The following is a 12,938-nucleotide window of genomic DNA, read 5'->3' on the forward strand; positions in this document are numbered from 1 at the left end:
AGATTGAATCAAACGCAACCGATTTTTAGGAACTTGAGATTGTATGGCCAACGTTTACGACTGGTTTGAGGAACGCTTGGAAATCCAAGCAATTGCTGAAGATGTCACAAGCAAATACGTCCCTCCCCACGTCAACATCTTCTACTGCTTGGGTGGTATTACCCTAGTTTGCTTTCTAATCCAGTTTGCCACTGGATTCGCTATGACGTTCTATTACAAGCCAACAGTTGCTGAAGCTTACTCCTCCGTTCAATACATTATGAACGAGGTAAACTTCGGTTGGCTAATTCGCTCCATCCATCGCTGGTCTGCCAGCATGATGGTGTTGATGATGATTCTCCACGTCTTCCGCGTCTACCTAACTGGTGGTTTCAAAAAGCCCCGTGAATTAACCTGGGTAAGTGGTGTGATCCTCGCTGTAATTACCGTTTCTTTCGGTGTTACAGGGTATTCTCTACCTTGGGATCAAGTAGGTTACTGGGCTGTGAAAATCGTTAGTGGTGTACCAGAAGCGATTCCTGTAGTCGGTGTACTCATCTCCGACCTACTGCGTGGTGGTTCCAGTGTTGGTCAAGCAACCCTGACCCGCTACTACAGCGCCCACACATTTGTACTACCTTGGTTGATTGCAGTATTTATGCTGTTCCACTTCTTGATGATCCGCAAGCAAGGTATTTCCGGGCCTTTGTAATCCAGCAACTAGTTTTCAGAGCCAGTAGTTTGTTTTAAACTGATGAAAAATCAGCAATTAAGACTCATAACTCAAAAAACTAGTATCTGAAACTCAACGCTGTCAAAAAACCTCAATAAAGGTTTGATCAAGGCTTTAACTGAATTTTAAGCAGGAGAGCGCATTCAAAAATGGCTACACACAAAAAACCCGATCTGAGCGATCCTACGTTAAGAGCTAAACTCGCCAAAGGCATGGGTCACAACTACTACGGCGAACCAGCTTGGCCCAACGACTTGCTGTATGTATTCCCAATTGTAATTATGGGTTCATTCGCTTGTATCGTGGCTCTAGCCGTACTAGACCCCGCCATGACAGGCGAACCAGCAAATCCTTTCGCTACACCACTGGAAATTTTACCAGAGTGGTATTTGTACCCAGTATTCCAAATTTTGCGATCGCTTCCTAACAAATTGTTGGGAGTATTAGCAATGGCTTCCGTACCCTTGGGACTAATCCTCGTTCCCTTCATTGAGAACGTCAACAAGTTCCAAAACCCCTTCCGTCGTCCAGTTGCAACCACAGTGTTCTTGTTTGGAACCTTGGTAACTCTGTGGTTGGGTATTGGTGCTGCGTTACCATTAGACAAATCTTTGACCTTAGGATTGTTCTAAGCTAGTCACCTAGAAGCTTCTTGACACCTGTAGGTTTCAGGAGCGTATATCTGGAAGTTATGATGTCTAATGACAAGTCACCCTTAAGGTGTACGTAGTCGAAAATGCCATTCATATCAAGGATATGCGCTCTTGAAAACACCACACAGGTGTCAATTTTAGTGATAGGGGGGTTGCTGAGATGTAGTTCCTAGTGTTGACCAATGACTAATGACCAAATTAAATTTTTAGCTTTGGATACAAAAAATCATCCAAAAACTAAAATAGACTGAAGACGATAGATTACATAAAATTCTTACTCATAATTACATGAAAGCTACGGTCAATGCTTGGCATAATGCAGCACGACCATCTAACAATTAAGAGCGAACTAAAGCTCCTTAACCAAGTACAACAATGGTTTGAGGACTTTTCCCTAAAATACCTGTCTCAACTCGGCTGGACAGAAGGTCAACTTTATCGCCTCAACTTAGCACTAGCAGAGGGCTTTACCAATGCAGTTCGTCATGCACATCGTGCTTTACCGCCAGAAACGACCATAGAAATTGAGGTCAGCCTATGGATTAACAAAATAGAAATTAGAATTTGGGATCATGGCAATCCGTTTGATCCTGATGCGATCGCTGAACCAGTACCAGGTACTCTACAAGTGGGAGGCTATGGCTGGTTTCTCCTCCGGCGCTTGGCTGACCGTGTGGTCTACGAACGTAGCGAGGATGGTAGAAATTGTTTAGTCATAGTTAAGTATGCCAAGGAAGGACAATATTAGGGGAGTGAGGGAAGATGAGTAGAAATTTTTGCTTAGAGACTTCCAGATAAAAAAATATGCAAGATGTAGGGTGCGTCAGTGTGACAGAACCACCCTAGCAAACTTCAATTAACCGAGTAGGGTGCTTTTAACTTAAAGCATTTTTGTATAAAAAATTATACTTGTAGCAGTAGAGTTAGCATACGAGTTGCTGTTAATACTTTGTTAAAATTAGGCAAAATTATTGTAGGTGGGAAGTCGAATTGAGATGTTTATAAGTAGAATAAACCCTCAGTAATTCTTCCCTAGCCTGCTGTAGCTCTTTATTGGTCAAAGAGGGGATGGGGAAGAGGATATGACTAAAACAGCCTTAGTTACAGGTATTACTGGTCAAGATGGCTACTATCTCAGCCATTTGCTCCTCAATCAAGGTTATCGAGTAGTGGGATTAGTTTCACCACACCGCCAACCGAATTTGGCAAAGTTAGGGGATTTGGCAAACAAGGTAGAAATATATAATGTTGATTTGAGAGATCCTGTAGCATTGTTAAATGCAGTGGAACAACTGCGTCCCCAAGAAATTTATAATTTAGCTGCACCTAGTTTTGTGCCTGATTCGTGGAAAGACCCACTAGGAACTTTGGATCTGATTACTGGGACTGCTACCCGACTGTTAGATGCAGTCCGACAGGTTGGTTTATCTACAAGATTCTATCAAGCTAGTAGTTCCGAGATGTTTGGGGATGTTTTATCTTCTCCTCAAGATGAAGAAACCAGCTTTCGTCCCAAAAATCCCTACGCAGCAGCAAAGTTACACGCCCATTGGACAATGGTGCATCACCGACAGCGCTATGGTCTATTTGCCTGTAGTGGCATTTTATATAACCATGAGTCACCTTTACGCCCGCCTCAATTTGTTACGCGTAAAGTTTCTTTGGCTGCTGCATCGATTAAGTTGGGTTTAGCTCAGACACTGGAAATGGGTAACTTAGATGCTAAACGTGATTGGGGATTTGCTGGCGATTACGTCAAAGCTATGTGGCTGATGTTGCAAGCAGAGGAACCAGAAGAGTACGTAATAGGTACAGGAAAACTGCACAGTGTTAAAGAATTAGTGTCTATCGCTTTTGAGTCGGTGGGCTTAAACTGGCAAAATCATGTAGTGATTAATACAGATTTGCTCAGACAAGACGAACATTTTCAGCTCGTAGCTAACCCTATTAAAGCTAAAAAGAACCTTGGTTGGGAAACGGAAGTTAGCTTTGAGAGACTTTTAGAGAAAATGGTGCAAACAGATGTAGAAAGATTACAAAGCGGTGCGATCGCCCAAGCATCAGAAGGAAAATTACTGGTAGATTAGGATACCGTAGCGCACTTGCACCCATCACCGTACTATCTCTAAAAATCAATAGAAAGAATCTCAATGCCAATTGATACAGTGAGAGAACAAATAAGTTTAGGCACAACTTCTAGAGAACAAGTTAACCATATCTTCTTGTTTTTAGAGGTTTTTAAACAGGAAGGGGGAATTCAATCTTATGTCAAGGATATTTTTCGGGCATATTCAGGATTGAGTCAAGGTTATCAAGCAGAAGTATTACTATTACGGGATAGCCCTGAATGCTCAAACCCTTTTACATCTAATAATTTAAAATTTCATTACTTCCAAAATCCATCACCCCAAATAGGCAGAATCAAAATGGCCGGGGTGCTACTAAAATTTTTATTGCAGAGAAGACCACAGATGGTCTTTTGTGGACATATCAAGCTAGCAGTTTTAGTACAGACACTTTGCCAACCCTTGGGTATTCCCTACACTATCCTTACTTATGGCAAAGAATTTTGGGAACCGTTAAAAAATCAAGAACGCCGCGCTTTAGCATCAGCCAAGGAGATTTGGACAATTAGTCGCTATAGCCGCGATCGCGCCTGTGCTGTTAATGGTATAGATCCTCATAAGGTGAAAATGTTGCCTTGTGCCATAGATGGGAAGAAATTTACTCCCGGCCCAAAACAGCCAGAATTAATCGAGAAGTATGGCTTAAGCGATGCCAAGGTATTAATGACTGTAGCGCGATTGTGGTCAGGAGATATATACAAAGGCGTGGATGTCACAATTAGGGCATTGCCGAAAATTATCCAGGCGTTCCCAGAAGTAAAATATTTAGTGATTGGTCGTGGTGATGACCAACCGCGATTGGCTCAGTTAGCCCAAGATTTAGGTGTAAGCGATCGCGTGATTTTTGCAGGTTTTGTCCCCACTGAACAATTAATGGCACACTACCGCCTAGCTGATGCCTATATTATGCCCTCACAAGAAGGTTTTGGAATTGTTTATCTAGAAGCAATGGCTTGTGGTGTACCAGTGCTGTCTGGTGATGATGACGGTTCGGCTGACCCCTTGCAGGATGGTAAACTGGGTTGGCGAGTTCCCCATCGCAACCCGGAAGCCGTAGCCGCAGCTTGTTTAGAAATTCTTCAAGGAGACGATCAGCGTTGTGATGGAGAGTGGCTGCGCGAACAGGCGATCGCACTGTTCGGAATGGATGCTTTACAAAAGCAGCTTTTGTCTTTAGTCCAGAGTCAATAGTCCATAGTCCACACTCAGAACTAATGACTAATGACCAAACTCGCTATCCTAGAAGGAGAGCAAGATAGTATTTAAAATGAGCCTTAACAATTCTCAATTAAATCTTTTAAACTTCCGCCCTTGGCTAACGCTGTTAGCAATTGCTTGGTTACTAGCTTCCTTGGGTTTAGGCTGGTTAGTAAATTCCTTGTTGATTATAGTGGGATTGTTGTTTCTAGCGCCTGTTGTGGCGTTTTTTGGGTTTCGCTGGTGGCTGGAACGCAATTTAGTCTCTGATCAATGTCCCGTCTGTGGTTACGAATTTACGGGTTTAAATAATAGTCAGTTGCAATGTCCTAATTGCGGAGAAAACTTAACTGTACAAAAAGGTCATTTTCAACGCTTTGCCCCAGAAGGGACAATTGATGTCACAGCAATTGAAGTTCCATCCCAACGCTTGGAAGAATAAACAGTTGATATATTTCTTGGTTCTCTAGCCAGAGGAACTTAATAGTATATAATGAGGGATTGTGTCGAATTAGAGCCAATCCATGCCTAAACTAAAAACACGCAAAGCCGCAGCCAAAAGATTCCGTGCCACTGGTACTGGTAAAATCGTGCGCCGCAAAGCTTTCAAAAACCACCTTTTAGAACACAAAACCACCAATAAAAAGCGTCAATTCTCTAAGATGGCGATTGTCAACGAGCGCGACGAAGAAAACGTGCGTTTAATGCTGCCTTATTTGTAAATTTGTAAGTTTTTCAGGAATAAAATATGACTCGCGTAAAACGCGGTAACGTTGCTCGTAAACGCCGCAATAAAATTCTCAAACTAGCTAAAGGTTTCCGTGGTTCTCACTCAACCCTGTTTAGAACCGCCAACCAACAGGTAATGAAGGCACTCCGCAGTGCTTACCGCGATCGCAAAAAGAAAAAGCGCGATTTCCGCCGCCTGTGGATTACCCGCATTAACGCTGCCTCCAGACAACATGGATTAAGCTACAGTCAGCTAATCGGTAACTTGAAAAAAGCTGACATCCAACTCAACCGGAAAATGTTGGCACAATTGGCAGTCCTCGATCCTGCTAGCTTCGGCAAAGTGGCTGAATTAGCAAGTCAAGCTAAAGGTTAAGGATGGTAACGGATGAATAACGGATGTAACAGATGGCAAATAATTAGTCGGTTACATCTGATATTATCCGCCATCATTATTTGCTTCATGATTTCGGCAACAGGACTCGTTGCATCTGCCGCCGAAATGCCAGAAATTCAACGTAGGGGCTACATAACTGTAGCAGTGAAGGATAATTTGCCTTTGTTGGGGTTTAAAGATGCTGACGGCAAATTACAAGGTTTAGAAATTGATTTAGCAAAGCGTTTAGCGGCTGATTTGTTAGGTAAAGCCGACGCTGTAAAATTGCAACCTGTGAGTAATCGCGATCGCCTATCTGTAGTATTTAATCATAAAGTTGATATAGCGATCGCCAGAGTCACCGCCACCGAATCACGCTCACGCCTGGTAAGTTTCAGTGTCCCCTACTACATGGATGGCACTTACCTAATTACCAAAGACGCGACTGTACAGCAAATAAATGATTTAGCCAAACGCAAAATTGCTGTCCTGAATAATTCCAGCACCATCGCCGAAGTCCGTTACTACATCCCCAAGGCCGAGTTAGTGGGAGTTAATTCTTACCAAGAAGCACAAGCAGCAATAGAAAATAATAGCGTCGCCGCTTTCGCCGCCGATGGTAGCCTCTTGAGTGGTTGGGTGAGAGAACATCCTCAATATCGCCTATTACCAACAAAATTATCCACAGCACCCTTGTCTGTAGTCATGCCCAAAGGATTGCAGTATGATGAATTGAGAAGAGAAATTAACGAAGCGATCGCCCGTTACATCGCTCAAGGTTGGTTAAAAGAACGGATTGAGTATTGGGGATTGGTCAATAGTCAATAGTCATTACTTCCCCTGCTCCCCCTGCTTCCCCTGCTCCCTTGCCCCTCCTCTTAAGAGTCCCCAAAAGACCCATAATAGAGATAGAAGACACTTTAATAATTTGATTTGAAGATAATGGATAACAGTCTAGCGGTTGTTTATCTCTCCGTGTTGGTGGGGATACTGGGATTTGCAGTTGTGAGTGTTTTCCGCCAGCTGTTCAAAACTCGTAAGCGTGAAAGTGCTTTATCACGGTTACGTAACAAGTTGAGTAAAGACAAGGGTACAGCTCAAGAATATTATGAGTTAGCGTGTATTTATTCAGAGAAGAAAGTGTACACACAAGCTATACCTTTGTTCCAAAAGGCTCTTAAAGCAGCCGAAGAAGAAGGAGAAGAAAATACTGCACCTATCTACAATGGTTTGGGTTACGCCTATTTTGCTCAAGAGCAGTATGATTTAGCAATTCGTCAGTATAAGGAAGCACTAAAATTTAAACCCGATTATGTAGTAGCTTTAAATAACTTGGGTCATGCTTATGAGCGTAAAAAACTCACTGCTCAGGCTTTGCAAATGTACGAAGAAGCACTCAAATTTGCTCCCAATAATGCGACAGCCAAACGTCGTGCGGAGTCTTTACGGCGTTTAGTTACTGCTTGATGGTTCTATATCCTAGATCCCCGATTTCTCAAAAAAGTCGGGTATCTGTCTTAACTATTCGGTTTTATATCTGAATTCTGGGAAATAAATAACTATAAATTTATTGCCAGATTCCTAGAATGATAAAGCGGCTAAAGCTATTCTTCTTGTTAGCTATTACTATTATTATCTGCTGTGGTATATCACTTATATTAATAGAAACAGTGACAGCAAAACAGCCAGTAATTTCCCATCCTTTGACAGCTTTAACCGAGGCAGAAATTAAAACGGCGGTTGCCTTGATTAGAAAGGAAAAGTCTTTAACTGACATGGCTGCTTTTCCGTTAATTACCTTGGCTGAACCAGATAAACAAGAAGTTAGAAATTTTACACAAGGTCAATCATTTGAGCGCAAGGCTTTTTTGGTAGTATATGAGCGCGCGCAAAATAAAACCTATGAGGGTATTGTTGACCTGAAAACGCAAAAAATAGCGTCCTGGCAAGAGAAACCCCATGTGCAACCGGCAATTTTTAACTCAGAATATGAACTAGCACGCAATGTAGTCAAATCTGATTCCCGATGGCAAGAAGCGATGAAAAAGCGGGGAATTACAGATTTTGACCAAGTGCAGGTGAGTTGCTGGGCGGCGGGCATTCTAAGTCAAGAAGAAGCAGCAACAGGGGGGCGTTTGTGTCGGACTTTATTATTTTATCGCGGGGAACGCTGGAATTATTACGGTAGTCCTATTGAGGGTGTGATAGCAACGGTTGATTTAAATAAAGGTACAGTCACCAATTTTATCGACCAGGGGATAGTTCCCATCTCCAAAGAAAATTGGAATTATGATTTACAGTCTTTAGGTAAATTACTCTCACCGCCGAAACTCTTACAAATACTGCAACCAAAAGGAAAGAGTTTCCAAATTCAGGGTAATGAAGTCACCTGGCAAGGTTGGAAGTTTCGGTATGTTATGCACCCCCGTGATGGGTTGGTACTGTATCAAGTAAATTGCAAAGATGGGGGAAATGTCCGACCAGTATTGTATCGCGCCAGCTTATCGGAGATGGTTGTACCTTATGGCGACCCTGATCCTACTTGGTCATTTAGAAACGCTTTCGATGTTGGTGAATATAATCTGGGTTTACTCGCCAGCACAATGGAGTTAGGAAAGGAAATTCCCCAAAATGGCGTTTTATTTGATGCTGTGTTTGCTAATGAAGAAGGGGAACCCTATGTTATGCCTGGGGTTGTGGGTATCTACGAACGGGATAACGGCATACTTTGGAAGCATTATGAATATAATACCCAACGCAACGATGTGCGGCGCGATCGCCAATTAGTCATTACCATCACGGCGGCGGTTGATAACTATGATTACGGTATTAACTGGATTTTCCACCAAGACGGCACGTTAGAAGTAGAGAATGATTTAACCGGTATTGTTTTGGTGCAGGGAACAGAAGCGGAAACCCAACCTGAAGATAATTTCTATGGGAGATTGCTGGCTAAAAATATTTTTGGTGTCAATCACCAACACTTTTTTAACTATCGCTTAGATATGGATGTGGACGGTCAAGCTAATAATGTCATGGAAATGAACGTGGCAAGCTTGCCGATAGGTAAGAACAATCCTATCGGCAATGCCATTGTTGTCAAAGACACCCCACTCAAAACAGAAAAGGCTGCTGTCCGTGATTTGGATATCAAACACAGTCGGGAATGGATGATTGCGAATGCAGATAAGAAAAATGCTTTAGGGGTTGCCCCTGCATATATGCTGATGCCGGGAGGTAATACGGTATTTTTCCCTGTGGAGGGGGCAAAAATTCGGCAGAAAGCTGAGTTTGCCACTCATCATGTTTGGGTGACTCGATATAAACCACATGAATTATATGCCGGCGGTGATTATCCTAATCAAGCACCACCAGGAAAAGGTTTACCTGAGTATATTGCTGATGATGAATCGTTGATGGGTCAAGATATTGTTTTGTGGTACACGATGGGTATTACTCATGTACCTAAGCCAGAAGATTGGCCTGTGATGCCGGTTCACAAGCTTGGCTTTAAACTTTCACCTAGAGGCTTTTTTAGCCGCAATCCGGCGATTAATCTGCCTGAGTAAGTTGTTGCAGCAATTGTATTCATCAATCGCGATCGCCTACAGTGGGTCTATGCCCTGCCGTGGGTGATATATTAGGCTGAGATTAAAGCTTTAACTTGACCAAAACGGCGATCGCGTTTTTGGTAACTCAACAAAGCCTGATGAAATGCTTCTCTGTCAAAATCAGGCCACAGAATATCTGTGAAATACATCTCTGTATATGCCATCTGCCACAACAGAAAGTTACTCAATCGCATCTCTCCGCTAGTCCGAATCAATAAATCTGGTGGTTGAGTATCTGTTGTGTAAAGATGTTGTTCTACAATACCTTCGTTTACTGCATCAGCACTGAGTTTGCCTTGTTGCACCAGTTCCGCTACTTGACGACAGGCTCTAGTAATTTCGTTGCGACTGCCATAGTTGACTGCAACAGTAAAGTGAATTGCTTGATTATTTAATGTCTCTGTCATGGAGCGTTCCATTTCCGTTTGTAGTGACTTGGGTAATGCTGTCAAATCGCCAATAAAGGAAATTCTCACTCCTTCTCGGTGCATTTGCGATAATTCCCGGCGCAGTAATCGCTCAAATAAAAGCATCAGAAAATCTACTTCTTCGATGGGACGCTGCCAATTTTCCGTAGAGAAGGCGTAGGCGGTGAGGGCTTTGATTCCCCAATCTTTACAGCAGCGCAAGAGTTCTTTGAGTGTTCTTGCGCCTTGGCGATGTCCGGCTATGCGTGGTAATCCTCGGCTAGTTGCCCATCTGCCGTTACCATCCATGATGACGGCTATGTGTTGGGGGATTTTTTGGGGATCTAAGTCTGGGGGGGGTCATTTTTGGTGTTGATGGGTGGATTGGGGGAAAGTTCACGCAGAGGAGAGTATAGAGGGGTTATTAACTACTTAGTAGATTGTTGAGATATTTTGGGTTAAGGGTGTTGTGCCATGTCCACAGGCGGCGCATGGTTTGGGTTGATGTGTAGATGAGGGTGGCTTTGTTGGTGAGTGTCCAGGCGTTCCAGTTAAGTGTATTCATCATGCGGCGTAGGGTTCGCATGAGGTTGTTACGTTGATAGGTTTGGGAACGGGTTTTGATGAGGGTGCGCCCTACTCGGATTAGTCCTGTGTCAGGAAAAGCCCAAACTCCAAAGCCCCAGAATTTGGTCATGTGGTTGATTTCGTCTTTCGTGAGTTCTTCGAGAACTTCTTGGAGTGCGCCTGTTGTGTGCGCCATTAGCCACAGGTAAAGGCAGGTTGCACCGTATTCTGTGGCTACGCGGTGTAAGCCGTGGCGATAGAGGTCTTCTTGGGGGTCATTTGTGGGGAGGTAGCCTCTGATTGTACGATGTTTAGGGGTGATTTTCTCCCCTGTTAATTGGGTGTAGATTTTGATTAATGCGGGTGTGTGTTGACGTTCTTCTTTTTCCCACAAACCAAGTTCTTGGAGTTCGCCATCTCCATCGACTGTTCCACCGACAAACCGCGCCATCTGGGGATGTAACTTTTCTAAATATTGCCGACTGGTTTGGGTGTAGCCTCGAATGGGGGCTTCTGTGTCCATTGCACCGATCAATATAGATAAAAATACTTCTGGTTCTATACCGATAATTTGGTTGCGGTTAATGGCTTGCCAGTCAATTAGTTTCCAGGGACGCGCTTGGGGATTGGCAAATTGTATCGGTAAATCTTGCAAGCGAGCGCGTAGTATTTCGACTGCAATATATTTATCTATGAGGGAGCGAATACGGCTCTGTGTTTGCCAGTAGTGAGGATGAGCATAGCTTTGTGCCGCCGATGCTTCTAGTTGTGGGCTGGTGGTATCAAGCATAATTTTTATACTATGACTTCTATGCCCAATAGCCTAAGCGATCGCACCAGCGTTTGTCAGTCGGCTAAAGTCGGCAGTTTTATGTGATTCAGTTGGAAAAGTCAGGGAAAAAGTCTTTGGTTTAGTATATATCTATTGTATAGAGTTTATTAAGTATGAAAGTCTACGATATATACTCAAAGCGTCAAACAAGGCTAAGAGAAGAATTTCCTGATGTTTATCAGTATGTTGATATCCCTCAACCGCTTCGCGTGCAGATTGCTTACATTATTTATGATGTTATAGCTGAACCTGTAGATATAGAATTAATAAAGAGTTTTAGCGAAATTTATAGCAGACTATACCGTGAATACGGTAAGTTAAAACAATCAATTGTAGGCAAGGATATAATTAATCTTTTTATGTTCAATACTGAGAAAACAGAACATACTCTTGATTTTATAGAGTTAAGTTTTAAATTGATTGACTATACATATAGAAACAGAATGGCATTTATTAAAAATTCAAAAATTACAGCCGATGAAGCAATTAAAGAATTAAACTTCAGGTTTAGAGAACACGGATTAGGTTATCAATATGAGTCAGGTAAAATTATCAAAATTGATTCTCAGATAATTCATGCTGAAGCAGTCAAGCCAGTTTTACACTTGCTAAGTGATAGCAGATTTCAGGGAGTGAATGAGGAATTTCTAAAAGCACACGAACACTACAGACATGGACACTACAAGGAATGTCTTGTTGAATGTCTCAAGGCTTTTGAGAGTACTATGAAAACTATATGTGATACTCAAGGATGGAGTTACCAGCCTGGAGACACAGCTAAAAAACTTATTAATGTTTGCTTTCAGAACAATCTAATTCCTACTTATTTACAAGACCAATTTTCTTCACTTAGACAAAATCTTGAAAGTGGAGTGCCTACCATGAGAAATAAAAATGGTGGTCATGGTCAAGGTTCTCAACCACTTAATGTCCCACAATACTTTGCTGGCTATCAACTTCATATGACGGCAAGCACAATCCTATTTTTGTTAGAAGCAGAGAAGACGCTGCCTTAAAGTTAATTTTTACTTTATTCTGGCAGTTCTCCAAATTGCTGGCGATAACGCTCAAGTTGTTTTTGTACTGCTTCTAGCTGTTCTTCTGGGGTTTGATATCGCTTTCCTTGTTGGTCATACCAATATAAAACCTGACGCTGTAAATCACCAGAAATATACTGTCCTCTACCAATTCCCAACCCAATTTCTGACATCCAAAAGGGTTCACCGATTTGTAATTGGTAGCCACCATTTACTAGACGATAAACTTCAAAAGGTTGGTGGCGATCGCGCTGCCAATACTCTGGATTATAAATAATGTAGTATAGTACCCCTAGCTTGGCGTAAGTATCTAATTTCTTGTCGTATTCTCCACCAGGAGTTAAAGAGACAATTTCTAAAGCCAGTATAGGTGCAATATTGTCTTCTTCCCAAACAACATAGCTTTTACGAGATTTATCTGCTTTGCGGCGTTCTACACCTAAGCTCAAAAATCCGTCCGGCACAATTGGCACAAGTGGACTGACCCCTGTTGTATGATAAACGCCCATATCAACACCGAAAAACCAGTCTTTACGGTTTGCCCAAATATATTCCAGTAAGAATAGGAGCAAGTTGGGAATAAAATTTTGGTCTTCGTTATCCACAGGGGTATCGTCTGAACAAGGAAGTTCAGCACTGCTAGGTAAAGAGAGGCGAGGGTCGGATTTCACCATAGATAATGATGGTGTTG

15 protein-coding genes are annotated in these 12,938 nt (G+C 42.5%); 12 read left to right on the top strand and 3 right to left on the bottom strand.

The annotated features are described in order from the left end of the window. Positions 1-43 precede the first annotated feature (43 nt). From petB to ACN222_RS17160, 11 genes are all read left to right on the top strand, one after another. Positions 44-691 carry a cytochrome b6 gene (petB, locus tag ACN222_RS17110; protein ID WP_010997571.1) on the top strand — a complete coding sequence of 216 codons (648 nt, stop codon included), beginning with the start codon at positions 44-46 and terminating at the stop codon, positions 689-691. Positions 692-861: 170 nt separating this feature from the next. Beyond that, the gene (gene petD, locus ACN222_RS17115; RefSeq protein ID WP_010997572.1) at positions 862-1,344 is read left to right on the top strand and encodes a cytochrome b6-f complex subunit IV; all 483 of its coding nucleotides are present in this window, start codon (positions 862-864) and stop codon (positions 1,342-1,344) included. 325 nt (positions 1,345-1,669) lie between these two features. Further along, a complete protein-coding gene (locus tag ACN222_RS17120) occupies positions 1,670-2,113 on the top strand; it encodes an ATP-binding protein (protein WP_010997573.1) in 444 nt (147 codons plus the stop codon). A gap of 334 nt (positions 2,114-2,447) precedes the next feature. Then, positions 2,448-3,452 carry a GDP-mannose 4,6-dehydratase gene (locus ACN222_RS17125; RefSeq protein ID WP_010997574.1) on the top strand — a complete coding sequence of 335 codons (1,005 nt, stop codon included), beginning with the start codon at positions 2,448-2,450 and terminating at the stop codon, positions 3,450-3,452. A gap of 63 nt (positions 3,453-3,515) precedes the next feature. Next, positions 3,516-4,682: a glycosyltransferase family 4 protein gene (locus tag ACN222_RS17130; protein WP_010997575.1), complete on the top strand. Its 1,167-nt coding sequence runs from the start codon at positions 3,516-3,518 to the stop codon at positions 4,680-4,682. A gap of 76 nt (positions 4,683-4,758) precedes the next feature. After that, positions 4,759-5,130, top strand: coding sequence for a hypothetical protein (locus tag ACN222_RS17135; protein ID WP_010997576.1), 372 nt, complete (start codon positions 4,759-4,761; stop codon positions 5,128-5,130). An 82-nt stretch (positions 5,131-5,212) separates the two neighbouring features. Continuing rightward, the gene (gene rpmI / locus ACN222_RS17140) at positions 5,213-5,410 is read left to right on the top strand and encodes a 50S ribosomal protein L35 (RefSeq protein WP_010997577.1); all 198 of its coding nucleotides are present in this window, start codon (positions 5,213-5,215) and stop codon (positions 5,408-5,410) included. A gap of 26 nt (positions 5,411-5,436) precedes the next feature. Beyond that, entirely contained in the window at positions 5,437-5,793 is a 357-nt protein-coding gene (gene rplT, locus ACN222_RS17145) for a 50S ribosomal protein L20 (protein WP_010997578.1), read from the top strand. Positions 5,794-5,805: 12 nt separating this feature from the next. Further along, a complete protein-coding gene (locus ACN222_RS17150) occupies positions 5,806-6,621 on the top strand; it encodes a transporter substrate-binding domain-containing protein (protein ID WP_010997579.1) in 816 nt (271 codons plus the stop codon). Positions 6,622-6,735: 114 nt separating this feature from the next. After that, positions 6,736-7,260 (top strand): tetratricopeptide repeat protein, encoded by a 525-nt coding sequence (locus tag ACN222_RS17155; RefSeq protein ID WP_010997580.1) that lies wholly within the window; start codon positions 6,736-6,738, stop codon positions 7,258-7,260. Between the two features lie 119 nt (positions 7,261-7,379). Continuing rightward, positions 7,380-9,362 carry a primary-amine oxidase gene (locus ACN222_RS17160; RefSeq protein ID WP_419756866.1) on the top strand — a complete coding sequence of 661 codons (1,983 nt, stop codon included), beginning with the start codon at positions 7,380-7,382 and terminating at the stop codon, positions 9,360-9,362. Between the two features lie 71 nt (positions 9,363-9,433). On the opposite strand, the gene uppS is transcribed toward ACN222_RS17160, so the two are convergent. Both uppS and ACN222_RS17170 read right to left on the bottom strand, forming a co-directional pair. Continuing rightward, complete coding sequence (uppS, locus tag ACN222_RS17165; RefSeq protein WP_419756867.1) at positions 9,434-10,120, bottom strand: polyprenyl diphosphate synthase; 687 nt, start codon at positions 10,118-10,120, stop codon at positions 9,434-9,436. A gap of 115 nt (positions 10,121-10,235) precedes the next feature. Beyond that, on the bottom strand, positions 10,236-11,168 hold the full coding sequence (locus ACN222_RS17170) for a hypothetical protein (RefSeq protein WP_010997583.1): 933 nt from the start codon (positions 11,166-11,168) through the stop codon (positions 10,236-10,238). A gap of 155 nt (positions 11,169-11,323) precedes the next feature. On the opposite strand from ACN222_RS17170, the gene ACN222_RS17175 reads away from it, so the two are divergent. Further along, complete coding sequence (locus ACN222_RS17175) at positions 11,324-12,226, top strand: STM4504/CBY_0614 family protein (RefSeq protein ID WP_010997584.1); 903 nt, start codon at positions 11,324-11,326, stop codon at positions 12,224-12,226. 14 nt (positions 12,227-12,240) lie between these two features. On the opposite strand, the gene ACN222_RS17180 is transcribed toward ACN222_RS17175, so the two are convergent. Continuing rightward, the gene (locus tag ACN222_RS17180; protein ID WP_010997585.1) at positions 12,241-12,921 is read right to left on the bottom strand and encodes a Uma2 family endonuclease; all 681 of its coding nucleotides are present in this window, start codon (positions 12,919-12,921) and stop codon (positions 12,241-12,243) included. Positions 12,922-12,938 lie beyond the last annotated feature (17 nt).

Origin of the sequence: Anabaena sp. FACHB-595 (assembly GCF_048568275.1) — a bacterium.
Lineage (GTDB): Bacteria > Cyanobacteriota > Cyanobacteriia > Cyanobacteriales > Nostocaceae > Trichormus.